The 25508-nt window shown below is 71.2% G+C and carries 24 protein-coding genes and 1 pseudogene; 11 read left to right on the forward strand and 14 right to left on the reverse strand.

Translation table 11 applies throughout. The features are described from left to right. Positions 1-324, forward strand: coding sequence for an STAS domain-containing protein (locus F7R91_RS22070; protein WP_150950818.1), 324 nt, complete (start codon positions 1-3; stop codon positions 322-324). A 218-nt stretch (positions 325-542) separates the two neighbouring features. Continuing rightward, positions 543-3050, forward strand: a complete 2508-nt coding sequence (locus F7R91_RS22080; RefSeq protein ID WP_150950820.1) for an ATP-binding protein — start codon at positions 543-545, stop codon at positions 3048-3050. Positions 3051-3131: 81 nt separating this feature from the next. On the opposite strand, the gene nucS is transcribed toward F7R91_RS22080, so the two are convergent. Next, positions 3132-3803, reverse strand: a complete 672-nt coding sequence (gene nucS / locus F7R91_RS22085) for an endonuclease NucS (RefSeq protein WP_150950821.1) — start codon at positions 3801-3803, stop codon at positions 3132-3134. Between the two features lie 308 nt (positions 3804-4111). On the opposite strand from nucS, the gene F7R91_RS22090 reads away from it, so the two are divergent. Continuing rightward, positions 4112-4504, forward strand: coding sequence for an SCO5389 family protein (locus F7R91_RS22090; RefSeq protein WP_150950822.1), 393 nt, complete (start codon positions 4112-4114; stop codon positions 4502-4504). Positions 4505-4588: 84 nt separating this feature from the next. On the opposite strand, the gene F7R91_RS22095 is transcribed toward F7R91_RS22090, so the two are convergent. Next, positions 4589-5617 carry an LLM class flavin-dependent oxidoreductase gene (locus F7R91_RS22095; protein WP_150950823.1) on the reverse strand — a complete coding sequence of 343 codons (1029 nt, stop codon included), beginning with the start codon at positions 5615-5617 and terminating at the stop codon, positions 4589-4591. 224 nt (positions 5618-5841) lie between these two features. Here F7R91_RS22095 and F7R91_RS22100 point away from each other — a divergent pair, with 224 nt between their 5' ends. Next, positions 5842-6183: an ATP/GTP-binding protein gene (locus F7R91_RS22100; protein ID WP_150950824.1), complete on the forward strand. Its 342-nt coding sequence runs from the start codon at positions 5842-5844 to the stop codon at positions 6181-6183. Between the two features lie 234 nt (positions 6184-6417). On the opposite strand, the gene F7R91_RS22105 is transcribed toward F7R91_RS22100, so the two are convergent. The 7 genes from F7R91_RS22105 to mce form a co-directional block, all read right to left on the reverse strand. Continuing rightward, positions 6418-7287 carry an ABC transporter permease subunit gene (locus tag F7R91_RS22105; protein WP_150950825.1) on the reverse strand — a complete coding sequence of 290 codons (870 nt, stop codon included), beginning with the start codon at positions 7285-7287 and terminating at the stop codon, positions 6418-6420. Then, the gene (locus tag F7R91_RS22110) at positions 7284-8525 is read right to left on the reverse strand and encodes an ABC transporter ATP-binding protein (protein ID WP_150950826.1); all 1242 of its coding nucleotides are present in this window, start codon (positions 8523-8525) and stop codon (positions 7284-7286) included. The genes F7R91_RS22105 and F7R91_RS22110 overlap by 4 nt, the downstream gene beginning before the upstream one ends. 141 nt (positions 8526-8666) lie before the next feature. Then, positions 8667-9443: an ABC transporter permease gene (locus F7R91_RS22115; RefSeq protein ID WP_150950869.1), complete on the reverse strand. Its 777-nt coding sequence runs from the start codon at positions 9441-9443 to the stop codon at positions 8667-8669. Further along, positions 9440-10390 carry an ABC transporter ATP-binding protein gene (locus tag F7R91_RS22120; RefSeq protein WP_150950827.1) on the reverse strand — a complete coding sequence of 317 codons (951 nt, stop codon included), beginning with the start codon at positions 10388-10390 and terminating at the stop codon, positions 9440-9442. Before F7R91_RS22120 ends, F7R91_RS22115 begins: the two co-directional genes overlap by 4 nt. A gap of 85 nt (positions 10391-10475) precedes the next feature. Next, on the reverse strand, positions 10476-11411 hold the full coding sequence (locus F7R91_RS22125) for a coiled-coil domain-containing protein (protein ID WP_150950828.1): 936 nt from the start codon (positions 11409-11411) through the stop codon (positions 10476-10478). A 225-nt stretch (positions 11412-11636) separates the two neighbouring features. Further along, positions 11637-15485: a polarized growth protein Scy gene (scy, locus tag F7R91_RS22130; RefSeq protein WP_150950870.1), complete on the reverse strand. Its 3849-nt coding sequence runs from the start codon at positions 15483-15485 to the stop codon at positions 11637-11639. A 210-nt stretch (positions 15486-15695) separates the two neighbouring features. Beyond that, positions 15696-16136, reverse strand: a complete 441-nt coding sequence (gene mce, locus F7R91_RS22135) for a methylmalonyl-CoA epimerase (protein WP_150950829.1) — start codon at positions 16134-16136, stop codon at positions 15696-15698. A gap of 148 nt (positions 16137-16284) precedes the next feature. Here mce and F7R91_RS22140 point away from each other — a divergent pair, with 148 nt between their 5' ends. Both F7R91_RS22140 and meaB read left to right on the forward strand, forming a co-directional pair. Next, positions 16285-17487 carry an acetyl-CoA C-acetyltransferase gene (locus tag F7R91_RS22140; protein WP_150950830.1) on the forward strand — a complete coding sequence of 401 codons (1203 nt, stop codon included), beginning with the start codon at positions 16285-16287 and terminating at the stop codon, positions 17485-17487. A 49-nt stretch (positions 17488-17536) separates the two neighbouring features. Then, positions 17537-18493 carry a methylmalonyl Co-A mutase-associated GTPase MeaB gene (gene meaB, locus F7R91_RS22145; RefSeq protein WP_150950871.1) on the forward strand — a complete coding sequence of 319 codons (957 nt, stop codon included), beginning with the start codon at positions 17537-17539 and terminating at the stop codon, positions 18491-18493. Positions 18494-19251: 758 nt separating this feature from the next. On the opposite strand, the pseudogene F7R91_RS44290 reads toward meaB, so the two are convergent. The 5 genes and pseudogenes from F7R91_RS44290 to F7R91_RS22170 form a co-directional block, all read right to left on the reverse strand. Beyond that, positions 19252-19551 (reverse strand): annotated as a pseudogene (locus F7R91_RS44290) (hypothetical protein); the annotation flags it as partial. Between the two features lie 140 nt (positions 19552-19691). After that, positions 19692-20168 (reverse strand): MarR family winged helix-turn-helix transcriptional regulator, encoded by a 477-nt coding sequence (locus F7R91_RS22155; protein WP_150950831.1) that lies wholly within the window; start codon positions 20166-20168, stop codon positions 19692-19694. A gap of 92 nt (positions 20169-20260) precedes the next feature. Beyond that, positions 20261-21058, reverse strand: coding sequence for an AIM24 family protein (locus tag F7R91_RS22160; protein WP_150950873.1), 798 nt, complete (start codon positions 21056-21058; stop codon positions 20261-20263). Between the two features lie 2 nt (positions 21059-21060). Continuing rightward, positions 21061-21711: an AIM24 family protein gene (locus F7R91_RS22165; RefSeq protein WP_150950872.1), complete on the reverse strand. Its 651-nt coding sequence runs from the start codon at positions 21709-21711 to the stop codon at positions 21061-21063. 1 nt (position 21712) lies between these two features. Then, positions 21713-22345 (reverse strand): AIM24 family protein, encoded by a 633-nt coding sequence (locus F7R91_RS22170; RefSeq protein WP_150950874.1) that lies wholly within the window; start codon positions 22343-22345, stop codon positions 21713-21715. Between the two features lie 167 nt (positions 22346-22512). Between F7R91_RS22170 and F7R91_RS22175 the strand changes: the two genes are divergently transcribed. The 5 genes from F7R91_RS22175 to F7R91_RS22195 all read left to right on the forward strand — a co-directional run bounded on the left by F7R91_RS22175 (position 22513) and on the right by F7R91_RS22195 (position 25379). Next, the gene (locus tag F7R91_RS22175; protein ID WP_150950832.1) at positions 22513-22860 is read left to right on the forward strand and encodes a DUF3817 domain-containing protein; all 348 of its coding nucleotides are present in this window, start codon (positions 22513-22515) and stop codon (positions 22858-22860) included. Next, a complete protein-coding gene (locus tag F7R91_RS22180) occupies positions 22857-23150 on the forward strand; it encodes an MTH1187 family thiamine-binding protein (protein ID WP_150950833.1) in 294 nt (97 codons plus the stop codon). Before F7R91_RS22175 ends, F7R91_RS22180 begins: the two co-directional genes overlap by 4 nt. A gap of 152 nt (positions 23151-23302) precedes the next feature. Next, the gene (locus F7R91_RS22185) at positions 23303-24055 is read left to right on the forward strand and encodes a hypothetical protein (protein ID WP_150950875.1); all 753 of its coding nucleotides are present in this window, start codon (positions 23303-23305) and stop codon (positions 24053-24055) included. Then, on the forward strand, positions 24052-24732 hold the full coding sequence (locus F7R91_RS22190) for a DUF4166 domain-containing protein (protein ID WP_150950834.1): 681 nt from the start codon (positions 24052-24054) through the stop codon (positions 24730-24732). The genes F7R91_RS22185 and F7R91_RS22190 overlap by 4 nt, the downstream gene beginning before the upstream one ends. After that, positions 24729-25379 carry a TetR/AcrR family transcriptional regulator gene (locus F7R91_RS22195; RefSeq protein ID WP_150950835.1) on the forward strand — a complete coding sequence of 217 codons (651 nt, stop codon included), beginning with the start codon at positions 24729-24731 and terminating at the stop codon, positions 25377-25379. Before F7R91_RS22190 ends, F7R91_RS22195 begins: the two co-directional genes overlap by 4 nt. The last annotated feature ends 129 nt before the right edge of the window (positions 25380-25508 follow it).

The following is a 25508-nucleotide window of genomic DNA, read 5'->3' on the forward strand; positions in this document are numbered from 1 at the left end:
ATGTTCATCAGGGGCGACCACGCCGAGCTGGTCGTCGGGGGCCGCCTCGACGTCCGTAGCGCGGCGGACGCCCGTACGGTCCTGCACACGGCCGTCGACGACGGAGTCGGTGACCTGGTGCTCGACCTGTCCGAGCTGGACTCCTGGGACGCCACCGGGCTCGGGGTGATCATGGGGGCACACCGACGGGCCGGCCGCTGCGGGCGGCGACTGGTGCTGCGGGGCGTACCGCCTCAGATGCAGCGCCTGCTGGTGGCCACCAGGCTCCATCGCATTCTGGCGATCGAGGGCGGCATCGGGGTCGACTCCCTGCCCAGGGTGTGACAGATCCCTCGGAAGTGTCGACGCGCGGATTCCTCATGAGACTGTGACCTCTCGTACGGCGCGGTACCCCGGACTGTCGGAGATACTGACCAAAGGTTTAAGGTTCGGTCGCCCGCTGCGTGACAACCCTTGAGCGGGCCCGGACCAGAAGCGACAGCGCGGTGTGCGGCAAGGCCGGGAGGGGCTCGGCACACGACGCTTTTGGGGGGCTTGGACCTATGGACCCGAACAACCGGGAGCCCGAGGAGTACGGCCACGACGGCGAAGGCAGCACGCCCGGCCGACGCCCGCCCAGGGAATCCCTCGCATCGGACTTCGGACAGAGCGCGCCCGCGCTCGCCCGCGCGGTGCAGCTCGTCTCCGGCGACTTCCTTGTCACGGTCAACCCCGTGGACGGCAGCGAGATAGAGGCCTGCCCGCCCGGGAAGCGTTCCGAGCGGCCCCAGAAGTTCACCGCCGCCGAGCGTGCCGACGTCGCCCGCGCCGCCCGCCCGCCCAAGCCGGCCGGGCCGACACCGCCCGAGCTGCCGCTCCTGGCCCGACAGGACGAGCGCGAGCGGCTGGTGCGTCTGCTCGCGCGCGGCCGCTCCGTCCGCCTCACCGGCCCCGCCGGATCCGGCCGCACCCGGCTCGTCGACGTGGTCGCGGGGGACTGCTCGGACCTCGCCCCGGACGGCGTCGTCCGCCTCAGCGGCTTCCACCGCACCACGGACGACCTCCTCCACGACCTCTTCTCCGCCGTCCACAACGCGTCCCTGCACCGCCCCGGCCGGGACGAACTGCGCGCCCACCTCAGGGAGATCGGTGCGGTCGTCGTCCTCGACGACATCGAGTTCGGCGGCGCCGCCCTCGACGCGCTGATCGAGGCGACCCCCGAGTGCGCCTTCCTCATCACCGCGACGCCCGATGTGCCCGCCCCGTCCGCCGACTCCGCCGTCGAGGAGGTCTTCCTCGGCGGCCTCGACCGCGCCGACGGCCTGGACCTCCTGGAGCGCGCGGTCGGCCGCGCCCTCACCGAGGAGGAAACCAACTGGGCCGGCGACCTCTGGTTCGAGTCCGAGGGCCTGCCGCTGCGCTTCGTCCAGGCCGGGGCCCTGCTGCGCCGGCGCGACGAACTGCGGGCCGGCGCCAGCGCCGTCGACGAGTTCGGTGTCTTCGCGGACATCCCCCAGGTCGACGTCCCCGTCGAGGCCGACGCCGCCGACGACACCGAGAGCATCCCGCTGCCCTCCCTCGGCGAGGCCGCCGCGCCCGCCCCTCTGCTCGCCTCCCGGCTCAGCACCTCGGCGCGTGCCGCCCTGGGCTTCGCCGTCGCGCTCCGCGGGGAGGTCCCGCACCAGGCGCACCTGCCCGCGCTCGTCGGCGACACCCACGCCGACGCCGCGCTCGGCGAGCTGGTCGCCTGCGGGCTGGTCTCCCCGGTCGGCGCCCGCTACCGGCTCGCGGCCGGCGTACAGGCCCAGCTGGAGGCCGCCGGATACGGCACCGAGGCCGCGGCCAAGGCCCTCACCGCCGCCCAGCACTACGCCTGGTGGGCCGGACACCCCTCGGTCACCCCGGAGCGGGTGTGCGCCGAGGCGGACGCCCTGCTCGCCGCACTCGACGTCCTCGTGCCGGACACGACCGCCCCCGGCGAGGACGAGGTTGCCGACGAGAGCCCCGTCGTGCAGCTGGCCCGCACGGCGGCGCCCGCGTTCGCGGCGGGCCTGTGCTGGAGCGCCTGGGAGCAGGCGCTGCGGCATGGCGCGGAGGCCTCGCGGCTCGCCGAGGATGCCATCGAACGGGCCTACTTCCACCACGAGCTGGGCATCCTCGCGATCTGCGAGGGACGCTTCGACCAGGCCCTCACCGAACTGGAGGCCGCCGTCGGCCTGCGTGGCACGGACAAGCGGGGCAGCGTCGCCGGCCGTCGCGCCCTCACGCTGGTCGCGGACCTCACCGGCACGCCGGTCAGCATCCTCCTGGGACCCACCGCGGGGGAGGAGGTGCCCGAGGCGCGCACCGAGGAGTCGGCGTCGCCGCCCCGCGGGACACCGACTCCCTTCCCGACCGTTCTGCCCTCGTCCGGCGACACCGCGACCCTGGTCACCCACCGGGCCTCGGCCACTCCTTCGCCTTCGCCCTCGCCCGCGCACAAGGGCCGCCGCCTGAGGAGCTACGCCCGCCGCAATCTCGTGGCGGCCGGTGCGGGCGCGCTGCTCGTGGCCGTGCTCGGCACGGTGGTGACGCTCGGCGCGACCTCCGACAACGAGGGGAACAACCCGTCCGACAACGTCGGCGTCAACCCCTCCGCCGGCCAGGACATCGGCGACGACAGCCTCGGCGCGGACAAGGCGGGCAAGGACAGCGGCGACACCGGCACGGCGACCAGTCGGCCCACCGAGCCGTCCGACGATCCGACGCCGGCGTACACGGGGGAGTCGTCGGACGCTCCGAGCGGGACCAAGGGCACGGGCGGTTCGTCGAGCTCGCCGTCCAGGCCGTCGTCGCGCCCGCCGACGTCCAGGCCGACCTCGACCTCGCCGAAGCCGTCGCAGTCGGGCAAGCCGTCGTCGTCCCCGTCGACGTCTCCGTCGACCTCCCCGTCCACTTCGCCGTCGTCCTCGACATCGACAACACCGTCCACCACGAACTCGGCCAGCGGCCCGGCATCCTCCTCGGCCACGACGGGCAGCGCAACCGGCACGTCGTCGACCACGAGCAGCGGTTCGGGTCCGGTGATCTGACGCGCCGCGCGCTGTTCAGTACAGGAAGGCCGGGTCCGTGTGTCGGACCCGGCCTCTGCGTCGTATGAGGGCGTCGGAGGGTCAGAACAGGCGCAGCTTGTCGTCCTCGATGCCGCGCAGGGCGTCGTAGTCCAGGACCTGGCAGCCGATGCCGCGGTCCGTGGCGAGGACGCGGGCCTGGGGCTTGATCTCCTGTGCCGCGAAGATGCCGCGGACCGGGGCGAGATGGGGGTCGCGGTTCAGCAGTTCGAGATAGCGGGTGAGCTGTTCCACGCCGTCGATCTCGCCGCGCCGCTTGATCTCGACGGCGACGGTCTGCCCCTCGGCGTCCCGGCACAGGATGTCGACCGGCCCGATGGCGGTCATGTACTCGCGGCGGATGAGGGTGTAGCCGTCGCCGAGGGTGTCGATGCGGTCGGCGAGCAGCTCCTGGAGGTGTGCTTCCACGCCGTCCTTGATCAGGCCGGGGTCCACGCCGAGTTCGTGCGAGGAGTCGTGGAGGACCTCCTCCATGGTGATGATGAGCTTCTCGCCCGCCTTGTTGACGACGGTCCAGACGCCCTCCTCCTCGCCCGTCCCCTCCTTCAGCGTGCAGGGCGGCGACATCCAGTTCAAGGGCTTGTAGGCCCGGTCGTCCGCGTGGATCGAGACGCTGCCGTCGGCCTTCACGAGGATCAGGCGGGGAGCAGAGGGGAGGTGGGCGGTGAGCCGGCCCGCGTAGTCGACCGAGCATCGGGCAATGACGAGACGCATGGTCGGCAACGCTACTCGACGGCCCCTGGTGCACGCGATTCGCCCTCCCGTCTCCCGCCACCACCCTCAACCGAGGCCCTGCGGGCCGCACCTCTTGTCCTGGAAAACCCAGGACGCCCCGTGTTCGTTTGTGGCCGATTGTGCGCCCATCGACGCCTCTCTTTGTACGCGTTCTCCTGGTGCCGCCACCTGGGGTTGCTTACCGTATGAACGGGAGGTCGCGAGACGTGTACTCAGCGTGTCCAGCATCGTGAACTCCCCTACCTGTCCGGCAACCCCTGCTGTTCGGGGGTGCGAGAGGAGAACCCATGTCGCTCGACGTCTCACCGGCCCTACTCGAAAAGGCCGAGCGAGGCGAGGTCGACGAAGCAGAATTCGTCGACTGCGTCCGGACCTCCCTGCCCTACGCATGGGAGATGATCAGCTCCCTGGTGGCCCAGCTGAAGGTGGACGGCGGCCAGTTCGCCGACAACCTGACGCCTCCGCCGGACGAGCAGGCACGCGGTCAGCTGCTGCGTGCGCTTGCGAGTGACGCGATACGCGGCGCACTGCAACGGCACTTCGGTGTGCGGCTGGCCTTCCAGAACTGCCACCGGGTGGCGGTGTTCCCGTTGGACTCCTCCGTCGACGAGACGCTGGCCCGCTTCACCTCGGTACGCAGTCAACTGCTGAACCAGTCCCCGGAACTCCGGGACTGCTGACGCAGACAGCCGCTTGCTTGCCGCTCCGTACGCGGGAGGTGCATTCAGTACCGGGGCGGCAAGCTCCCCGCGGGGCGGGCGGGTTCAGCCGAGGTGGACAAGCACCTCGGCGCCCAGCCGCCGTACGTTTTCCTCGGTGGCCGCCAGGTCTCCCGAGCCCTCCACCAGCAGGGCGAAGCGGGAGATGCCGGTCCGCTCGCTCGTCGCCGCGAGCCGGTCCACGCACAGCCTCGGCGTGCCCACCGGGTGCAGTCCGCAGAGCAGTTCGGTGTAGGCCAGCGGGTCGCGCATCGCGCGCCGGCGTCCGTCCACCGTCACATGGGCCTCCAGGCCCTGCTTCAGCCAGCCCGGCATCGCCTTGGTCAGCGTCTCCACCGCGTCCGTGCGCCGGTCCGCGATCTGGCAGACGCCGGCGGAGACATGGGCCGCGCCGAGGATCTGTTCCGCGGGCCGCCCGGCCGCGCGCGCGTGCCGGCGCCACAGGGCGACCATCTCCGCCTTCTCCTCGTCTCCCACGTGCATCCCGAGCAGCATCGGCAGCCCGCGCTCGGCCGCGAGACGGACGCTGGCGGGGGAGGTGCAGGCGACGACGATCTCGGGTCCCGCGGCCTCCGACAGGGACTCCGACGGCCTTGGTACGACCGGGACTTCACGGAAACTGAAGCGGTCGCCGACGGTAGCCACGGAGGGCTCGCGCAGCCAGCGCACCAGCAGATCGAGTGATTCCGGGAACCCCTCCTCGTACGCCTTGAGGCCCATGCCGAAGACCTCCAGGTCGACCCACGGCCCGCCGCGGCCCACGCCCAGCGAGAAGCGCCCGCCGCTCGTCACATGCAGCAGGGCGGCCTGTTCGCCCAGGGCCACGGGGTGGACGGTGGGCAGTACGCTGACCGCGGTGCCCACCCTCAGACGGCGGGTGCGGCCCAGCAATAAGGCGGCCAGGGTGACCGCCGACGGACAGGTGCCGTACGGCACGAAGTGGTGCTCGGCCAGCCAGACCGTGTCGAGACCCGCCTCCTCGGCCACTTCGGCCGAGCGGACCGCGCGGTGCAGCGCCTCCCCCTGGCCCTGCCCCGGGAACTGGGCAGCCAACACGAAACTTCCAACGCGCATTGCTTTTTTCCTGCTTCCTTGGCTCCGACGCGGAGCTCCCCCACCGGGCATAACCGTCTGACACGTGCCGAGGACACGGCCTGGCGGAGAGATTTCCGGATTGTCTGCAGAATGCGTGGCCCCTGCGGGGGACTTGTGGCGGTTGGTGCCCTACGCGTACCCCTGTCCGCGCCGCGTACGCTGGACACGGCCCCCGCAACCTGTACAACCCCGTGAGGTGTTCCGTGTCCCCGCGCCGCAACCGACCCAAGGGTGCCGGCTCGTCCGGCTTGTCCGGCCGGAGCGCCGAGGACGACCGCTCGGGCCGCTACGGCGGTTTCGAGTCCACGGAGAGCTGGCAGGGCGAGGAGTGGAGCGTGCGCCATGTCGCGGGCGCGAGCGCCCAGGGCAAGACCTACCGCTGCCCCGGCTGCGACCAGATGATCCCCTCGGGTGTCCCCCACGTCGTGGCCTGGCCCGCCCATGCGGGCGTCGACGACCGCCGCCACTGGCACAAGGCCTGCTGGAACGCAAAGGACCGCCGCACCACACGGGTGCAGCGGTCCCGGAACGCGCCGAAGTTCTAGAGTCTGCCGGGGGCTGACGCGTGCGGCTTTTCGGGGGGCGCACGCCGACGGTGATCCACAGCGGGTCCCGGCCGGGCGGGCCTGTCCCGGTGGCGGTTCGAGGGGATGACGGTGAGTGGGGTGGTATCTGGAACGCAAGGGACCGCCGCACCCACAGGTGCAGCGGTCCCGGAATGCGCCGAAGTTCTAGGTCCCTCGGCTCAGACGTTGCGCGTCTCGGGGGTTTCCGAGGACTCAGACGTCCCGCTTCTCCAGCAGGGCGTACGCCGCGGCGAAGGCTGCTGCCGTTGCGCCGAGGATGATCCACAGGGGGTCCCAGCCCGACGGGCCCGTCTGGGTCAGGGAGTTCGAGTAGAAGACACTGAGCTGGTTCGGGATCGAGTACTCGAACAGGGCCTGGCGCACGTCCTCCAGCGACTCCGAGAACATGAACAGCGCGATCACCAGCGGAGCCAGCACCGTGCCGATCATGATGGTGATCGCGCCCGCCGAGTGCCGGATGATCGAGCCGACGACGAGCGAGAGCAGCCCGAGCAGCGCGAGGTAGAGCGAGACCCCGACCGTGCCCTTCAGCCATTCCTCGCCCGAGGGGTCCTTCGCGCCGGTGCCTTCCAGCAGCGGGATCTGCACGAGCGCGACGAAGACGGACGCGGTCAGCGTCACCACGAACGCGACCGCGAAGAACACGATCGCCTTCGCCGCGAGCACCCGTCCCCGGGAGGGGCACGCGGTCATCGTGGTGCGGATCATGCCCGTGCCGTACTCCGAGGCCGTGGTCAGCACGCCCAGCGTGATCAGGCACATGGTGCCCAGCAGAAGCCCGAAGAAGCCCATCGCCAGCGGGTTCTCGCCCTGCAGCTCCGAGCCCGAGGAGCCGACCAGGGCGCCGGTCAGCAGCCCGATGCCGACGACGAGCAGCACGAACACACCGAGCGTCCACATGGTGGAGCGCACCGATCTGATCTTCGTCCACTCCGAGGCCAGCGCGTGCCCGAGATGCGTGCGCACCACGGGGATCGGCGAGGTGTAGGTGGGATACGACGATCCGGGCGCCGCCTGCCAGGCGGGACCGGCCTGCGGCATCGGGGGCTGGGGGGTGCTCATCGGGCGTCCTCGGACTTGGTCGGGGCGGCGGCAGGGGCGGAGGGCTGCGCGGGGGCGGCGGTCGGCCGGGCCGGGGCCGCTCCCTGCGGCGCGGGCTGCGCGTACGGGTTCGGCTGTCCGGCGGGCGCCGCACCGGGCCCGGCGGGGGCGCCGTACGGCCCCGCGGGCGGCAGGCCCGGCTGCCCCTGAGGCATCGCGAAGGGCTGCCCGCCCTGCTGGGGCGGCGGCGGGGCGTACCAGCCCGGCTGGCCCTGCCCCGGCACCGGCATCGGCGGCTGCGCCCCCGGCGGCAGCGGCTCCATGAGCCCCGCCTTCTGGTCGATCGTCGAGCGGTAGTCGACGGCGCCCTGCGTCATCCGCATGTACGCCTCTTCCAGTGAGGCCTGATGCGGGGACAGCTCCCACAGCCGTACGTCGGTGTCGTGCGCGATGTCGCTGATGCGGGGCAGCGGCAGCCCCGTGACGCGCAGCGCGCCGTCCTGCTCCGGCAGGACGTGGCCGCCCGCCCCGGTGAGCGCGGACGACAGCTTCTCGCGCAGCTGCGGTTCGGTGTCGGGCGTCCGCACGCGCGCGAAGTCGGCGGAGTTCGCCGAGATGAAGTCCTTCACGCTCATGTCGGACAGCAGCTGTCCGCGGCCGATGACGATCAGATGGTCCGCCGTCAGCGCCATCTCGCTCATGAGGTGGCTGGAGACGAACACGGTCCGTCCCTCCGCCGCAAGGGACTTCATCAGGTTCCGCACCCAGAGGATGCCCTCCGGGTCGAGACCGTTGACCGGCTCGTCGAACAGCAGCACCTGGGGGTCGCCGAGCAGCGCGGCGGCGATGCCGAGCCGCTGGCCCATGCCGAGGGAGAAGCCCTTGGAGCGCTTCTTCGCCACGTCCTGGAGTCCGACCACGCCCAGCACCTCGTCCACGCGCCGGGCCGGGATGCCCGACAGCTGGGCGAGGCTCAGCAGGTGGTTACGGGCGTGCCGCCCGCCGTGCACGGCCTTGGCGTCCAGCAGGGCGCCGACCTGGCGGGGCGCGTTCGGCAGCTTGCGGTACGGATAGCCGCCGATCGTCACCTGCCCCGCGGTGGGATTGTCCAGGCCGAGGATCATCCGCATCGTCGTCGACTTGCCCGAACCGTTGGGCCCGAGGAAGCCGGTGACGGCACCGGGCCGCACCTGGAAGGAAAGGTTGTACACAGCGGTCTTGTCGCCGTAGCGCTTGGTCAGGCCGACTGCTTCGATCATGCTCCGCACCCATCGAAAGGATCAGGACAGCGGGGCACACGCCCCCGTAAGGGTTAGGAGCTTATCCGGGCGCTGACGGTTCCATCCAAGAGGAGGCAAAGCTTTGGCCCACGGCCTGCCGGACGGGCCCTGCGGCGAGTCCTAGGCGTCCCGCCTTTTCAGCACGGCATAACCGCCCACGAGCGCCGCGAGCACCCAGAGCAGCATGATTCCGAGGCCGCCCCAGGGCCCGTACGGTGTGTCGTCGTCGACCGGGGTGACCACCTGCATGATCCGGCTGCCGGCCTGGTCGGGCAGGAACCGGCCGACCTTCCTCGTCGCCGGGACGTTGCCCAGGATGTTGGAGATCAGGAAGAAGAACGGCATCAGGATGCCCAGCGACAGCATCGGCGAGCGCAGCATCGCGGCGACGCCCATCGAGAACACCGCGATGAGGGTCATGTAGAGGCCGCCGCCGATGACCGCCCGCAGCACGCCCTGGTCGCTGATCGACGCCCGGTGCGAGCCGAGCATCGCCTGCCCGAGGACGAACGTGGCGAAGCTGGTGACCATGCCGACGACGAGGGCGAGGCCGGTCGCCACCGCGATCTTGCTGAACAGGAAGGTGCCGCGCTGCGGCACGGCGGCCAGCGAGGTGCGGATCATGCCGGTGCTGTACTCGTTCGACACGACGAGCACCCCGAACACGATCATCGCGAGCTGCCCCAGGGTCATCCCGGCGAAGCTGATGAAGGTCGGGTCGAAGGAGAGCCGTTCGTTGCGGCTCAGGTTGTCGAACTCGCTCTTCGACAGCGCCGAGATCAGCATGCCGAGGGCGAGGGTGACCACCACGGCGATCGAGAGTGTCCACACCGTGGACGCCACTGACCGGATCTTGGTCCACTCGGACCGGACGACCTGGATCGCCGCCATGCTCAGCTCCTCCTCCACTCGGCGCCCCACGGCCCGGCGGGGGGCGTCTCGGAGTGTGCGTGGTACTCCACCGACTCCGCGGTGAGCCGCATGAACGCCTCCTCCAGGGAGGCCTGCTGGGGGCTCAGCTCATGCAGCACGATCTGGTGCCGGGCCGCGAGTTCCCCGATGAGCTCGGCCTTGCCGCCGTCGGCCTCCAGCGTGCCGTTGCCGCGCTCGACCACCGTCGTCCCGGCCCCGTGCAGCACATCGAGCAGCCGTTCCCGCTGGGGCGTGCGGATACGGACGTACGACCGCGAGTTCTGCTCGATGAAGTCGGCCATGGAGGTGTCGGCGAGCAGTCGGCCCTGTCCGATGACGACGAGGTGGTCGGCGGTCAGCGCCATCTCGCTCATGAGGTGACTCGACACGAACACCGTCCGCCCCTGGGCGGCCAGCGACTTCATCAGATTGCGCATCCAGTGGATGCCTTCGGGGTCGAGGCCGTTGACCGGCTCGTCGAACATCAGGATCCGGGGATCGCCGAGCAGCGCCCCCGCGATGCCCAGCCGCTGTCCCATACCGAGCGAGAAGCCCTTGGCCTTCTTCTTCGCGACCGCGGTCAGCCCGACCGTGTCGAGGACCTCGTGCACCCGGCTCTTCGGGATGCCGTTGCTCTGCGCCAGACAGAGCAGATGGTTGAAGGCGCTGCGGCCGCCGTGCATGGCCTTGGCGTCCAGCAGGGCGCCGATGTACTTCAGCGGGTCATGGAGATGGTCGTAGTGCCTGCCGTCGATCCGCACGTCCCCGGCGGTGGGACGGTCGAGCCCGAGCACCATCCGCATGGTCGTCGACTTCCCGGCGCCGTTCGGCCCGAGGAACCCCGTGACGATGCCGCGTCTGACGGTGAAGGTGAGGTTGTTGACCGCCACCTTCTCGCCGTACCGCTTCGTCAGGCCCTCGAGCTCGATCATGCGGACACGCTAGAACGTGGCAAAGCCCCCTGCCACCGGAGTGACAGAGGGCTCCGCCGATGTTCGGCCGTCGGACCGCCGGAGGTTACCGGGTCTGCTGGGCCGGGACGCCGCGGGAGATCGGCTCGTCCTCTGCGGGCGTACCGGCGGCGGCCACCGCTGCACCCGTGAGCGTCGCCAGCATCTCGCGCACGTTCGTCAGCTGGGCGTTGATCGAGTCGCGGCGGTTGGTCAGCGCCGCGAGCTCGCGCTCGGATTCCGAACGGATGCGGTCGGCCTTGGCGTTGGCGTCGGCCACGATGTCCTCGGCCTGGCGCTGCGCCGTCTCGACGGTCTGGCGGGCACGGCGCTCGGCGTCGGTGCGCAGCTTCTCGGCCTCCAGGCGCAGCTGCTCCGCGCGGTGCTCGATCTCCGCGAGGCGCTTCTCGGCCTTGGCCTGGCGGGAGGCCAGGTCACGCTCGGACTGCTCGCGGCGCTTGGCGAGGTTCGTCTCGAAGTCGGCGGCGGCCTGCGCGGCCTTGGCGCGGGTCTCCTCGAAGAGGGCGTCGGCCTCCTCGCGCTTCGACTGGGCGTCCTTCTGGGCGTCGGCGCGCAGCTGAGAGGCCTCGCTCTGGGCCTTCTCGACGATCCGGACAGCGTCGTCCTCGGCTTTGGCCTTGCGCTCCGCAGCGAACGATTCTGCGTCGTTGCGGACCTGCTGCGCCGCGGACTCGGCGAGCTCGCGGTGCTGCTCGGCCGCGCGCCGGGCCTCCTCGCGCAGATCCTTGGCCTCTTCCTCGGCGAGGCGGAGGATCTTCTCGACACGCGCGCCGAGACCGGCGTACGACGGCTCCGCGTCGGTGACCTGGGCCTGGGCGTTCTGCGTCTCGAGGTGGAGCTCCTCGATGCGCTTTTCCAGAGCGGTGATGCGGGCGAGAGCGCTGTCACGGTCGGAGACGAGCTTGGAGATCCGTTCGTCCACCTGAGCGCGGTCGTACCCACGCCGCACAAGCTCGAAGCCGTAGGGGGAAGTGTCGCTCATGGGGTTCCTGTCGAATGAGACCGGTGAGGTGATAGAGGGAATCCTAGGGGCCGAAGCGGTGTGTCATCGAGCGGATACGTGTTTGATCTGGAGAATGACACCCCTTTTGAGTGGCAAGCCGCCGGACGGCTTGCCAAAAACTTGGTCAAAGGCCCCAGACCGCACCGGAACCAGGTCGTCCGACTCGCTGTCGGACGCCTTGCCGCCCAGTGCCCCGGCAGGCACCTAGCCGTCGGACGACTTGCCGCCCGAACGTTGCGCGCCCACCGTCGCGCCCGCCTTGACTCCGCCGTCCTTGCCCGCGCTCGGCGCCTCGAAGGACTCCAGCGCCTCCAGGACGTCCTGGACCCGGGAGATCTCGGCGTTGATGTCCTCGCGGCGCCGCACCAGGGTCTCCAGCTCGCGCTTGCCTTCCTCGACGGTGCGCTTGGCCTCGCGGATCGCCTCGGCCTTCAGCTCCTCGGCCTCCTTGACCAGCGTGGCCTTCTTCTGCTCGGCCTCCTTGAGCAGCCCCTCGGCCTTCTTCACGGCGGCGATACGCACCTTGCCGGCCTCGGAATTGGCCTCCGACACCAGCTCCTTGGCCTTCCCGTGCGCCTTCGCCAGCTGCTCCTCGGCGGCCTTGATGAGCGCGTCGCAGCGGTCGCCCGTCGACTTCATCGTCTCGGCCGCCTCGCGGCGGGCCCGCTCGTGCAGTGACTCGATCTCGCTCGTGATCCGCTCGCGCAGTTCCTCCGCACGCTCCCTGATCGCGGTGGCGTCCCGGCGGGCGCCGACGAGCAGCTCGTCCGCGTCCGTACGGGCCTTCTCCACCATTGCGTTGCCCTCGACCGTCGCCTCGGACACCAGACGCTCGGCCTCGGCGCGGGCCGCGCCGACCATGGTGTCGGCCTGGGCCTCCGCGTCCGCGGTCGCCTTGTGGGCCTGCTGCTGCGCCTCGCTGAGCAGCTTGTCGGCCTCGGCCGTGGTCTCGGTGATGAGCGTGTCGACCTGCTCGGCCGCCTCGGAGCGCCGCTTGTTGGCGTCCTTGCGGGCCTCGTCGAGGGTGCGCTCGGCCTCCTCGCGCGCGGAGCCCACCAGACGCTCCGCCTCCGCCTCCGCGGCCGCCCTCACCCGCTCCGACTCGCTGCGGATCCGCTCCGCGTGCTGCTGCGCCGACCCGATCGTCTCGGCGGCCTCGGCGCGCAGCCGCTCCGCGTCCCCGGTGGCGTCCGCGATCAGGCTCTCGGCGCCCGCGACCGCCTCGGCCCGTACCCGGTCGGCCTCGGCGGTCGTCTCCGACTGGAGCCGCTCCGCCTCGGCGCGGGCCTCGGTGATGAGGGTGTCCGCCTGCGCCGCAGCGTCCGACCGGATCCGGTTGGCGTCGTCGCGGGCGTCCGCCCGGGTGCGTGCCGCGGCCTGGTCGGCCTCCGCGATCGCGTCCGACGCCTCGGTACGGACCCGCTGGGCGTGGTCGGACGCATCCGACCGCAGCCGCTCCGCCTCCGCGATCGCCTCCGAAACCGTGCGCTCGGCAAGCGACTTGGCGGCGTCGGTCTCCTCGCTCGCCTCGCGCCTGAGACGGGTCGCGTCCTCCGATGCACGCTCCCGCTCGGCGTAGGCGTCGGCGCGGACCCGGTCCGCCTCCTCCTCGGCCTCGCGCCTGGTACGGTCCGCCGCGTGCTCGGCGGCGCTGCGCAGCCCGGTGATCTCGTCCTGGGCCTGCTCGTGCAGCCCCGTGACCGAGTCCCGTACCTGCTGGGCGTGCTGCTCGGCGGCCGACACCATCTCCGTGGCGCGGCGGTCGGCCTCCTCGACCAGCCGTACGGCCTCGGTCTGCGCGTCGTCCACGCGCCGGCGCGCCGAGGCCAGCAGTTCCTCGCTCTGCTCGCGGGCCCGCTCGCGCTCCTGGCCGGCCTCCTCGCGGGCGGAGCCGAGAAGTTCCTCGGCCTCGCGGCGGCGCCGGGTTGCCTCCTCCTGCGCGGCGGTCAGCGTCTCCGTCGCCTCGGTGGCCAGCCGCTCGGCGGCGGCCTGCGCCTCCGCCCGGACCCGGTCGGCGCTGTCCTGGGCCTCCGACTTCAGCCGCTCGGCCTCGGCCGCGGCCTCCGAACGCAGGCGTACGGCAACGGTCTCGCCCTCCGCACGGGAGGCGGACGCGTCCGCGGCGGCCTCGGTGCGCAGCCGGTCGGCCTCCGTCTCGGCCTGCGCCTGCAGCGAACGGATCCGCTCGGCGGCCTCGGTGCGCAGCCGCTCCGACTCCTCGGCGGCCTCGCGGCGGATGCGCGTGGCCTCCTCGCGGGCGTCGGTCAGCGCCTGTTCGGCGGCGGCGAGGCGCTCCTCGGCCTCGGTGTGCAGGCGCGTGAGCTCCTCGGCGGCCTCCGCGCGACGGGCCTCGACGCCCCGCTCGGTCTCCTCGCGCAGTTCACGCGCGGCACGCTCGGCGTCGTCGCGGATGCCCTCGGCCTGCTCGACGGCCTCGTCGCGGTGCCGCTCGGCCTCCTTGCGGGTACGGTCCAGCGTCTCCTCGGCCTGACGGCGCAGCGTGGTGGCCCGCTCGATGGCCTCGGTACGGACCTTCTCGCTGTCCGTCGTCGCCTTCAGGCGCAGCTCGTCCGCGTCGGCCTTCGCCTTGGAGAGCAGTTCCTCGGCGGTCTTGGCCGCCTCCTCGATCTGCTGGACGGCCTCCCTGCGCGCCTCGGAGCGGATCCTCTCGCCCTCGGCGACCGCCTCGGAGCGCAGGTGCTCGGCCTCGCCGCGCAGCCGGCGGGCCTCCTCCTGCAGCTTGACCGTCTTGGCGCGGTACTCCTTGGTGTCGTCCTTCGCCGTGCCCTTGAGCTGCTCGGCGATGTCGTGCGCCTCGGCGCGCAGCCGGTCCGCCTCGGCCTCGGCCTCCCGGCGGATCCGCTCGGCCTCCTCGGCGGCGTCCTTCGTGGTCTGCCGCGCGTCGTCCTGGGCCCTGTTGAGGACGTCCTCGGCGGTCTTGGCCGTCTTGGCGAGCTGGGAGGCACTCTCCTCGGCGGTGAGGCTGCGGGCCTTCTCGGAGGCTTCGGCGAGCAGCTGCTCGGCCTTTGCGCGGGCGTCCGCGACGACCTGCTCGGCGTCCGCCTTGACGGTCTCGGCCTCCTTGGTGGCCTCGCTGACCAGCCGGGCGACCTGCTCCTTCGCCGTACGGGTGCGCTGCTCGTTGGTCGACTCGGCGCCGGCGAGCGCCTTGGCGGCGGCCTCCTTGGCCTCGGTGAGGAGCTTCTCCGCCTCGGTGCGCGCCTCGCGCAGCGCCGCGTCGGCCTGCGCGATGCGCTGCTCGGCGGTCCGGCCCAGCTCCTGGGCGTCGCGGCGGGCCGCGTCCGACTGGGACACGGTGGACGTACGCAGCTGCTCGGCGTGGTCGGTGGCCTCCTGGGCCTGCGTCGACGCGGCGTTCAGCAGCCGTTCGGCGTCCGTACGGGCCCGGCGCAGCAGCTGCTCGGCCTCCGCGCGGGCCGCCTCGGCGTCGCCCTGCAGCCGCTGCCGGGCCTCGGCGGCGACCCGCTCGGCCTCCGCGCGGGCGGCGGCCAGTGCCTGGTCGGCCTCGGCACGCGACTCGTCGAGAAGCCGGCGCGCCTGCTGCTCGGTACGGGCACGCAGCTGCTCCGCCCACGACACGTTCTCGTTGACGTGCGACTCGACCGTCTGCCGCCGCTCGGCGAGCTCCTGGTCCAGCTGCTGGCGGCGGGTGATCGCCTCCTGGTGCAGCTCCGCCTGGAGCCGGGCCGCGTTCTCGGCGTGCTCCTGGAGGATGCGCTGGGTCTGCGCCCGCGCCTGGCTGAGCTCGCGCTCGGCTTCCTGGCGCAGCTGGTCGGCCTGCATCTGCGCGTTACGGAGCAACTGTTCGGCCTGGTAGCCGATGTCACCGCCGTCATAGGCCGGTCGGGACATGAGGGTGCGCCGCGCCTCGTGCAGCTTGGCGCGCAGCACCTCGACCTGGTAGCCGAGGTCCTCGGCGTGCTGGATCGCCTTTTCCCGCTCGGTCTTCAGCCGATCCATCTCGGCCTCGAACCGAGAGAGGTGGTCGACGTCAGCCGCCGGCTCTCGCTCCTGGCGTTCGTAGCCCCGCACTGCGCGGTCCAATCCGTCCCCTGGTCGCATGTCTGGCCAAACGAGCTCCGTCCATCCGCCGAACGGGGCCCCCGGGGAATGGTGTCAGATCAACGACGGAGAATGGGCTGCTGCCCCGACGCCAGTCCCCCGAAACCCGGACCCCGGACCGCGGTCGCCCCTCCGGGAGGGGCGACCGACCCCAACCCTACCGGCCCATATGTACGAGGGTCAGTGCTCAGGCGACTCAACAGGTGCCGATGTGACCAGTTCTGTCAGTACTCCATGGCAATCCTTGGGGTGCAGGAAGGTGATCCGCGACCCCATGGAGCCGCGCCGTGGCTCCTCGTACAGAACGCGTACGCCCTTGTCCTTGATGTCTGCGGCGTCCCCGTCGACATCCGCCGTACCGAAAGCGATGTGGTGCACACCCTCGCCGTTCTTGGCGAGCCACTTCGCGACGGTGGAGTCCTCGCGGGTGGGCTCGAGGAGCTGGAGATAGGAAGCCCCGCCGTCGGACGTATCGTTGATCTTGAGCATGGCCTCGCGCACGCCCTGCTCCTCGTTGACCTCGGAGTGGAACACCTCGAAGCCGTAGGTGGCCCGGTAGAACTCGACGGTCTTGTCGAGGTCGAAACAGGCGATCCCGATGTGGTCGATTCGCGTCAGCATGGATTCAGTGCAGCGCTCCGGAGGTGGTTACGCAACGTGCGCGCGATCACACCGACGGCCCGATGACGGCACGGAGTGCCACTCAGTACATTCGAAGTAAACCCTCGTTCACTCCTCGGCTGTGCAAGCTGGAAGGGGATCGCACCTCATGTCTGGAACGAACAGCAGCACCTCGGTGATCGTCGCGGGCGCCCGGACGCCCATGGGACGACTGCTGGGCTCGCTGAAGTCCTTCTCGGGAGCCGACCTCGGCGGCTTCGCGATCAAGGCCGCCCTCGACCGTGCGGGGATCGGCGGCGATCAGGTTCAGTACGTGATCATGGGTCAGGTGCTGCAGGCCGGGGCCGGGCAGATCCCGGCGCGCCAGGCCGCGGTCAAGGCCGGCATTCCCATGAACGTCCCGGCGCTCACGATCAACAAGGTGTGCCTGTCCGGCCTCGACGCCATCGCGCTCGCCGACCAGCTCATCCGCGCCGGCGAGTTCGACATCGTCGTCGCCGGTGGTCAGGAGTCCATGACCAACGCCCCCCACCTGCTCCCGAAGTCCCGTGAGGGCTTCAAGTACGGCGCCATCGAGATGATCGACGCGATGGCGCACGACGGCCTGACCGACTCCTTCGAGGGCATCGCCATGGGCGAGTCGACGGAGAAGCACAACACGCGCCTCGGCATCCAGCGCCCGGAGCAGGACGAGATCGCCGCGCTCAGCCACCAGCGCGCGGCCGCCGCCCAGAAGAACGGCATCTTCGAGGCCGAGATCACCCCCATCGAGATCCCGCAGCGCAAGGGCGAGCCCGTCGTCTTCAGCAAGGACGAGGGCATCCGCGGCGACACCACCGCGGAGTCGCTGGGCAAGCTGCGCCCGGCGTTCACCCGCGAGGGCACCATCACCGCCGGCACCGCCTCGCAGATCTCCGACGGTGCCGCCGCGGTCGTCGTGATGAGCAAGGCCAAGGCGCAGGAGCTCGGGCTTGACTGGATCGCCGAGATCGGCGCGCACGGCAACGTGGCCGGACCGGACAACTCCCTCCAGTCCCAGCCGTCCAACGCCATCCTGCACGCGCTGAAGAAGGAGGGCCTGGAGGTCTCGGACCTCGACCTGATCGAGATCAACGAGGCGTTCGCGGCGGTCGCGGTCCAGTCGATGAAGGACCTCGGGGTGTCCACCGAAAAGGTGAACGTCAATGGTGGCGCCATCGCCCTGGGGCACCCGATCGGTATGTCCGGTGCCCGTCTCGTCCTCCACCTGGCGCTGGAGCTCAAGCGCCGTGGCGGCGGCGTGGGCGCGGCCGCGCTGTGCGGCGGCGGCGGCCAGGGCGACGCGCTGATCGTGCGGGTGCCCAAGGCCTGAGGCATCTGGTAGGCCTCGCCAACAGAACACGGTGCAGATCGGAGCTGTGATGCAGGACGTCTCCACACTGGTTGCCCAGGCAAGGGAGGGCCGGCCGCGGGCAGTCGCCCGGCTGATCTCCCTGGTGGAGGGGGCGTCCCCGCAGCTCCGGGAGGTCATGGCGGCGCTCGCCCCGCTGACGGGCAACGCCTACGTGGTCGGCCTCACGGGGTCGCCGGGCGTCGGCAAGTCGACGTCGACCTCGGCGCTGGTGACCGCGTACCGCAAACAGGGCAAGCGGGTCGGCGTCCTGGCCGTCGACCCGTCCTCGCCGTTCTCCGGCGGCGCGCTGCTCGGCGACCGGGTGCGCATGTCGGAGCACGCGTCGGACCCCGGGGTCTACATCAGGTCCATGGCGACCCGCGGTCACCTGGGCGGCCTCGCCTGGGCCGCACCGCAGGCGATCCGCGTCCTGGACGCCGCGGGCTGCGATGTGATCCTGGTCGAGACGGTCGGCGTCGGGCAGTCGGAGGTCGAGATCGCGTCGCAGGCCGACACGTCCGTCGTCCTCCTGGCCCCCGGCATGGGCGACGGCATCCAGGCGGCCAAGGCCGGAATCCTGGAGATCGGCGATGTGTACGTCGTCAACAAGGCGGACCGGGACGGCGCGGACGCCACGGCCCGCGAGCTGAACCACATGCTCGGCCTCGGGGAGGCCCGCCGCCCCGGGGACTGGCGTCCGCCCATCGTGAAGACGGTCGCCGCCCGCGCCGAGGGCATCGACGAGGTGCTCGAGGCGCTGGAGAAGCACCGGGCGTGGATGGAGGAGCGGGGCGTCCTCGCCGAGCGCCGACTGGCCCGCGCGGCCCACGAGGTCGAAACCATCGCCGTCACGGCCCTGCGCGAACGCATCGGCGACCTGCACGGAGACCGCCGCCTGAGCGCGCTGGCCGAACGCATCGTGTCGGGCGACCTGGACCCGTACCGCGCATCGGACGAACTGGTGGCGGGCCTGACGGAGAGCTGAACACTCCGGCGGGTGCAGGTAGCGGGTGCGGGCGCCTTCGCCCTGCGCGGGGCGCGCCGGGACCATCGCGTTCGCCCGGTCCCCGGGCGCGCTGGGCTCGCGGTGGCTGCCGCACGGCCGGCGTGTTCCAGAGTCCGGCGCGTGCGGGGGTGCGCCGAGAGTGTCTGGCCCCCCCGTGACCGCTGGCGTTGGCGTGTCCGCGGGCGCGTGTCCGCGGGCGGATCCGGCTCCCGGCCGCCTGCCGCACGGCCGACGCGGGTCGGCGCCCATGGCGCGGGCCGGGACGGGACCAGCCCCCGTCGTGGCCGCTGCCCCGGCTTGTCCGCGGGCGTACTCGGCCTCGGGCCGACTGGGTCCCCGGGTGGGGGCGTGTCCGGCGCTCCGGCCGGCCGTGACTCTTGCCGCGTCCGGCGTTCCGGCTGACCGTGTCCTCGGGTACGTCGGGTCTTTGGCCGGCGCGTCTCGCCGACGGCGACGTCCGACCACGGCGTGTCCGGCGCTCCGGCCGGCCGTGACTCTTGCCGCGTCCGGCGCTCCGGCCGGCCGTGACTCTTGCCGCGTCCGGCGTTCCGGCTGACCGTGTCCTCGGGTACGTCGGGGCTTTGGCCGGCGCGTCTCGCCGACGGCGACGTCCGACCAGGTGCGCTGGTGCCGACCTGGGTGACCACGGTGCGCTGTGTGGTGTCGCCCAGTCCCAGTTGGCCGTAGCCGTTCAGTCCGGTGCACCACAACGAGTCGCCGCGCAGGCCGCATGAGTGGCCGGGGCCCACCGCCACGTGCTGCCAGTCCGTGTAAGAGCCCACCTGTGTGGGCCGCAGGCGATCCGTCCTGTCCCCGAGCCCCAGTTGCCCGGAGGCGTTGTCTCCCCAGGCCCACAGCCTGCGGACGCCGTAGTGCGGGGTGGCTCCCAGGGCCACGGGCGTGGAGACGGTTGCCGACCATTGGGCGGAGGCGCCCGGAAGGAGGGCCGGCAGGGAAAGGGCGACGGCCGCCGTCAGCAGTTCCCGGACCCGTGGCGGACCGCTCACCCCCGGTGCATCCGCGGCGCAGTGCAGCACCGCTTGAGAAAACCCGCTTGCCGTGCGTTCGTTCGGCCTGCGGCCGTGCAGCCGTATCGCCTCGTGAGCCGGTGCCCGGCGTGTGCAGGCGGAGCGCCGTGCGCGCTCCGCCCGCCGTTCGCCTCGGTGGCCGGGCCGGGTTACGGCCGGCCGCGCTGTCCGCGCAGGTGCTCCGCGATGGGCTTGAGGCCCCTGTCGAGTTCCGCCAGGGCCTCGGGGGTCAGCAGGTCGATGAAATGCCTCCGCACAGACGCCACATGATGGGGCGCGACCTTCTTCATCGTCTCCATGCCGTGCTCGGTGAGGACCGCGTACAGTCCACGGCGGTCGGACTCGCAGTTCTCACGCCGCACCAGGTCCGCGTTCTCCATGCGGGTGATCTGGTGCGAGAGGCGGCTCTTGGACTGGAGGGTGGCGGAGGCGAGGTCGCTCATCCGCATCCGTACGCCCTCCGACTCGGAGAGATTGACCAGGATCTCGTAGTCGTTCATGGTCAGGCCGAACGGCTGCAGGTCCTTTTCAAGCTGGTACGTCAACAGCCTGTTGACCTCCAGGTGGGTGCGCCAGGCGCACTGCTCCGCATCGGTCAGCCAGGGGGTGGCCGTCTCGGTCTCCATAAATGAAGTCTACCTAAAATGTTGAAAGGCGAACTAGCGAGGGTCGCGTGACGGCGCGCACACGTTCGACGTCACACTCCGCAGACTACCGCTCACAGCCCGAAGCGACGCTGGAGGTCCCCCAGCTGTCCGGGAAGGCGCGGTGTGCCGGCTTGCTGTGAGGGCCCCGTGAAGCCCCCGCCGCCGCCCGGTACCCCCGCCTGTTGCGGAACCGCCCCCGCGGCCTGCTCGGCCATCAGCGTCTCGCTCGACTGGAGCAGGACCGTGCCGGCGCCCACGAACTCGAACTGGTGCTCCTCCCCGGAGGCTCCGCCGAGGCCCGTCAGTGCACGTAGACCGCCCATTACGCCCGTCATGTAGCCGTGGTCGTAGTGGTGGCAGGGCGACGGGCAGTCGGCCCAGCCGACGAGCGCCTGCGGGTCCACCCGGATCGGGGGTTCCATGAACACCACCGGTCCGTTGGACGCGGCCACGAACTTCCCGGTTCCGATGAGGGTCAGAAAGCCCGGCACGATCGATTGCTTGAGCGCGAGAGTTGGCTGAAAAGCAAGCAGGTTGCCGGAGCGAATGGTCAGATTGCCGTCGTCGAGGTCGTAGGAGTTCACGTCGAAGGCCCGGTCGGCGAGCAGCATCTTGCCCGAGCCCTCCGCCACGACCCAGTCGCTCGCGTGCAATGGCGAATGGAAGGACGTACGGACAAGTCGGTCCAGCCGGCCGTGTCCGATGCCGTTGAACTCGATCGAGCCGTAATAGGCGACCATCTTTCCCTTCTGCAGGAACCACTGGCTGCCCTTGAGCTCCACGCAGAAGGTGTAGTTGTTGACGTTGTCGTCGGCCGGCAGGGTCATCGGGTCGTGGACCGTCGGGCCGCCGCCCGGTGCCCCGTACATGCTCACAGCTTCTCCTCCGAGGCCTGGACGTACACCGCGCCGTTGCCGCTGAGCTCCAGCTGGAAGGCCTCGCCGGAGCCGCGGCCCACCATGTCGCGCCAGCCCAGCGCGGTCGACAGCTTGTTGCGTACGTCGCCGTGGTGGGCGACGTACGCCTGCGGGTCGACATGGACGGGGCGCTGCGGGGTGATCGGGATCTCGAAGACACCGCCGTGTGCCATCACGGCGACCGAGCCGTGTCCCTGGAGCGTGGTCGTGAACAGCCCCTGCCCCGTGACCTGGCCCCGCACCATGCCCATGACGCCGCCCTGCGAGCCCATGAACATCGTGCCCTGCTGGAGTGTGCCCTCGAAGGCGAGCAGACGGTCCGCCTCCACATAGAGGGTGTCACCGGTGAGGTTGATCACCTGGATGTGGTGGCCGCCGTGCCCGAACAGGACCGTGCCGCTGCCCTCCACGCTCATCAGGGGCGTGGCCTCGCCCGCGACCCGGCGGCCGAGCATCGACATGATCCCGCCCTGGCCGCCCTGCGTATTGGGCGTGAAGGAGACCTCGCCCTTGTAGGCGAGCATCGCGCCGCGCTGGCTGAACAGCCGCTGGCCGGGCAGGACGGTCGCCTCGACCATCTTGGAGTTGATCTCGCGGAAGGGCATGTCACACATCCCCCGCGATCGTGTTGCGCTCGCTCGGCTGCACGTACACCAGCCCGTCCCCCTCGAAGCGGATCTGGAAGGCCTCCCCGCCGCCCTCTCCCATCAGCGTGCGGAAGGTCACGCCGGACTGGAAGGACTGGCGCAGATTCCCCTGGTGCGCGACGTAGGCACCCGGGTCGACGATCAGCGGGTACTGCTGGCTCACCCGCAGCACCACCGCCGGCCCGTCCGAGGTGATGGCCGCCTGGCCGTGGCCCTCGACGGTCGTCGTGAACAGTCCGTTGCCCTGGGTGGCACCGCGCAGTCCTGTGAAGGTCGTGCCGGTGCGCAGCCCGCCGTCGGTCGCGAGGAGGTTGCTCGACTCCACGTACAGCTTCTCCCCCTGGAGGCTGACGAGGTTGATCTCCGAGGCCCGGTCCGCGAACCAGCACGTCCCCTGCCCCTTCACCTCCATCACCGTCATCTGCTCGCCGGTGAGCCTCCGGGTGACCATCCCCCGGAGGCCCTCACCGCCACCGCTCATCTTTTTGAAGGCCATCTGCCCGTCGTACGCGACCATCGAGCCGTTCTTCGCCTTCACGGCGTCCCCGGTCATGTCGACGGCGAGTACCTTGCTGCCTTGAAGTCGGAACATCGCCACGCAGCGAAAGGTATCCGTCGGACGGCCCCGCCAACAGATCCCTGGGGTGGAGCGGGACCCTGACCGAACCCCTAGGGGCATCGTTTGCCACAATGGACCGACGCTTGTGCGTTCGTTCACAAACAGTCGACGCCCCTCACACTCCCCACCGAAGGTGACCCGTGGACCTCAAGACAGCCACCGCCCTCCGCCGCCTCCGCCTGGTCTCGGCCCCCGAAGCCGTCTCCTTCCTTGTCCTCCTCGTCTGCTCGGTGCTGAAGCGGACCACGGACTTCAACGCGGTGCCGGTGATGGGCGGGGTCCACGGCGTCCTCTTCATCCTGTACGTGATCTTCTGGGCGGACGCCTGGAACCGCGCGAAGTGGGACCTGAAGACCGCGGCGCTGTACTTCGTCCTCTCCGTCCTGCCCGCCGGCGGCTTCATCGCCGAGCGCAAGCTGCGCCGCGAGGCCGAGGACGCGGTCATCGCCTCCCGCGCCCGCCGCGAGGACGCGGTGAAGACGTCGTGATCGTCGCCTTCTCGGTGACGCCCCTGGGCGTCGGCGACGAGGTGGGGGAGTACGTCGCCGACGCCGTCCGTGTCGTCCGCGAGTCGGGCCTGCCGCACCGCACCGACGCGATGTTCACCTCGATCGAGGGCGACTGGGACGAGGTCATGGACGTCGTCAAACGCGCCGTCGCCGCGGTCGAGGAGCGCGCCCCGCGTGTGTCCCTGGTCCTCAAGGCGGACATCCGGCCCGGTGTGACGGACGGGCTCACCTCCAAGGTGGAGACGGTGGAGCGCTACCTGGCCGAGTAAGTCGGCCGCCTCGCAGAACCCCGGCCCCCTGGGCGCCTCCTGGGGCCGGGGTTTTCTCGTTCCCAGTGTTTGAGCGATCGCTCAAAAGGGTGTACGTTCCTGCCAAGCTGTTTGAGCAGTCGCTCAAAACCAAGCTGACCTGGGGGATGCACATGGGGCTCTACATCGAGGCACGCATACGTGCCGACCTCGACGACCTCTGGACCCGTACACAGGAACCCGACCACCACCAGCGCTGGGACCTGCGCTTCACCGAGATCGACTACCTCCCGCGCGCGGAGGGCGAGCCACAGCGCTTCCGGTACGCCACCCGACTGCTGCCCCTCCTCACCGTCGCCGGCACCGGAGTCTCCGCGGGCGAGCGGGAACGGCCCGACGGCACCCGCACCTCCGCCCTCCGCTTCTGCTGCCCGCACCCGCTTTCCCTGCTCGCCGAGGGCAGCGGCTACTGGCGCTACATCCCCGACGGGGACGGCGTCCGCTTCCTCACCGGCTACGACTACCGCCCCCGCTGGGGCGCCTTCGGCGCGCTCGCCGACCGGCTCGTGTTCCGCCCCGTCATGGGCTGGGCGACGGCCTGGTCCTTCGACCGCCTGCGACTGTGGCTGGAGCGCGGCATCACCCCGGAGCGGGCGCGCGCGAACTGGCTCACGGAACTGGCCGTCCGTGCCCTCGTCGTCACCGCTGCCGCCACCGGGCTCGTCGTGGACTCCAGCCTCCGTCTGTTCGGGCCCCTTGCCGCGTCCGTGGCCTTTCTGTGTCCGCTGCTGCTGACCGTCGCCCTCTGCCTGGCCCTGGTCAAGGAACCCCTGTCCGGCACCCCGGCCGCCCGCCGCTGTCTGCGCCAGTCGCCCACGCGCGTGTGTACGCCCCGAGTGCTGCGCGCACTGGAGAACCCGCGATGACCTCGATCTTCCGCACCGTGATGGGCACTGACTTCGACCGTCTCCACCCTCAGTTGCAGCGCCGGTTCTCCGTCGGCCTGGCGAGCGGTGAGGCATGCACCGGGCGGGGCGTGATGGACCGCGTCTGGCACGGCGGCGCCTTCGTCAAGCCGTTTCTCGCGCTCGGCGGCACCCGCAACATCCTGGTCCCCAGGGCGGGCCGCCGGATCCCCTTCACCATCGAGAACGTCCCGTACGCCGACACCTTCGGCCGTGAGACGGTGACCTTCGTGCGCACCTTCGACCTGCCCGGCCGCTCGCGACGCTTCGACGCCCAGATGGTGCTCGGCCCCGAGGGCGACCGCATCGTCGACTACCTCGGCACCCACCAGCACCTCGCCAGCGACCTGTACTTCCGCGCCGAGTCCGACGGCTCGCTGCTGATCCGCTCCGGCGAACACCGGTTCCGGGAAGGCGTGGTGGATGTGCGCGTGCCCGAACTGATCGGCGCGACGGCGGAGGTCCGGGAGTCGTACGACGAGACGGCCGGCCGCTTCCGTGTCCGGGTCCGGGTCGTGAACCGGTACTTCGGGCCTCTCTTCGGCTACGAGGGTTGCTTCACGGCGACGTACACGGACATCGCGAGCTGCGGTCTACGACCCGGACTGCGGCCCGTGCGGGAGGAGTCGCGCGCATGAGCCCCGAGACCGCGAAGTCCCAGGAGACCAAGACCAAACTCCTCGAGGGGGCGCTGCGGACACTCACCGAGCAGGGGATCGCGAAGACGTCCGCCCGTACGATCGCGGCGGCCGCCGGGGTCAACCAGGGGCTCGTCTTCTACCACTTCGGCTCGGTGGACGAACTCCTCGCGGCGGCCTGCCGGTACGGGGCGGAGCGGACGGTGTCGCGTTACCGCGCCCGCTTCGACTCGGTGGCCTCGCTGTCCGAACTCCTCGCCGTCGGGCGGGAGATCCATGAGCAGCAGCGGGCGGGAGGGCATGTCGCGCTGCTCGGCCAGCTGCTGGCCGGCGCGCAGACGCACGAGACGCTCGGGCCCGCGACGGCGGCGGGGCTCGATCTGTGGATCGTGGAGATCGAGAAGGTGCTCAGGAGGGTGCTGGCGGGGACGCCGTTGGAGGAGTTCGTGGATCCGAAGGGGCTGGCGCGGGCGGTCGCTGCGTCGTTCGTGGGGATCGAGTTGTATGAGGGCGTGGACGCGGCGGGGGCGAGTGCGGCGCTGGGTGCGCTGGAGCAACTGGGTTTCTTGGTCGGGGCGTTGGAGGAGCTCGGGCCTGTGGGGCAGCGGGCGGTGCGGATGCATGTGCGGCGGTCCGGTCGGCGGTGACTGTGCGGGTGCGCCGCGCTGGCCTGCCGGTGGATGGGTCACGCGGCCCGGCGCGCACGGGGTGCCGCCCGCGCCCGCGCGGGTACGGGGTTGCCGTCCGCGCCCACCCGTGCCGCCCCAGCGGCACGA

This window comes from Streptomyces luteolifulvus (assembly GCF_008806595.1).
In the GTDB taxonomy this organism is placed as follows: Bacteria; Actinomycetota; Actinomycetes; order Streptomycetales; family Streptomycetaceae; genus Streptomyces; species Streptomyces luteolifulvus.

Excerpts from the sequence above, each read along its gene's own strand:
- F7R91_RS22160 (WP_150950873.1), bottom strand. The coding sequence starts at position 21,058 with ATGTACGGGGCACCGGGCGGCGGCCCGACGGTCCACGACCCGATGACC.
- F7R91_RS22165 (WP_150950872.1), bottom strand. The coding sequence starts at position 21,711 with ATGCCCTTCCGCGAGATCAACTCCAAGATGGTCGAGGCGACCGTCCTG.
- F7R91_RS22105 (WP_150950825.1), bottom strand. The coding sequence starts at position 7,287 with ATGAGCACCCCCCAGCCCCCGATGCCGCAGGCCGGTCCCGCCTGGCAG.
- F7R91_RS22120 (WP_150950827.1), bottom strand. The coding sequence starts at position 10,390 with ATGATCGAGCTCGAGGGCCTGACGAAGCGGTACGGCGAGAAGGTGGCG.
- F7R91_RS22095 (WP_150950823.1), bottom strand. The coding sequence starts at position 5,617 with ATGCGCGTTGGAAGTTTCGTGTTGGCTGCCCAGTTCCCGGGGCAGGGC.
- F7R91_RS22125 (WP_150950828.1), bottom strand. The coding sequence starts at position 11,411 with ATGAGCGACACTTCCCCCTACGGCTTCGAGCTTGTGCGGCGTGGGTAC.
- F7R91_RS22110 (WP_150950826.1), bottom strand. The coding sequence starts at position 8,525 with ATGATCGAAGCAGTCGGCCTGACCAAGCGCTACGGCGACAAGACCGCT.
- F7R91_RS22140 (WP_150950830.1), top strand. The coding sequence starts at position 16,285 with ATGTCTGGAACGAACAGCAGCACCTCGGTGATCGTCGCGGGCGCCCGG.
- F7R91_RS22195 (WP_150950835.1), top strand. The coding sequence starts at position 24,729 with ATGAGCCCCGAGACCGCGAAGTCCCAGGAGACCAAGACCAAACTCCTC.
- F7R91_RS22155 (WP_150950831.1), bottom strand. The coding sequence starts at position 20,168 with ATGGAGACCGAGACGGCCACCCCCTGGCTGACCGATGCGGAGCAGTGC.
- F7R91_RS22080 (WP_150950820.1), top strand. The coding sequence starts at position 543 with ATGGACCCGAACAACCGGGAGCCCGAGGAGTACGGCCACGACGGCGAA.
- nucS (WP_150950821.1), bottom strand. The coding sequence starts at position 3,803 with ATGCGTCTCGTCATTGCCCGATGCTCGGTCGACTACGCGGGCCGGCTC.
- meaB (WP_150950871.1), top strand. The coding sequence starts at position 17,537 with ATGCAGGACGTCTCCACACTGGTTGCCCAGGCAAGGGAGGGCCGGCCG.
- F7R91_RS22170 (WP_150950874.1), bottom strand. The coding sequence starts at position 22,345 with ATGTTCCGACTTCAAGGCAGCAAGGTACTCGCCGTCGACATGACCGGG.
- F7R91_RS22185 (WP_150950875.1), top strand. The coding sequence starts at position 23,303 with ATGGGGCTCTACATCGAGGCACGCATACGTGCCGACCTCGACGACCTC.
- F7R91_RS22070 (WP_150950818.1), top strand. The coding sequence starts at position 1 with ATGTTCATCAGGGGCGACCACGCCGAGCTGGTCGTCGGGGGCCGCCTC.
- F7R91_RS22190 (WP_150950834.1), top strand. The coding sequence starts at position 24,052 with ATGACCTCGATCTTCCGCACCGTGATGGGCACTGACTTCGACCGTCTC.
- mce (WP_150950829.1), bottom strand. The coding sequence starts at position 16,136 with ATGCTGACGCGAATCGACCACATCGGGATCGCCTGTTTCGACCTCGAC.
- F7R91_RS22090 (WP_150950822.1), top strand. The coding sequence starts at position 4,112 with ATGTCGCTCGACGTCTCACCGGCCCTACTCGAAAAGGCCGAGCGAGGC.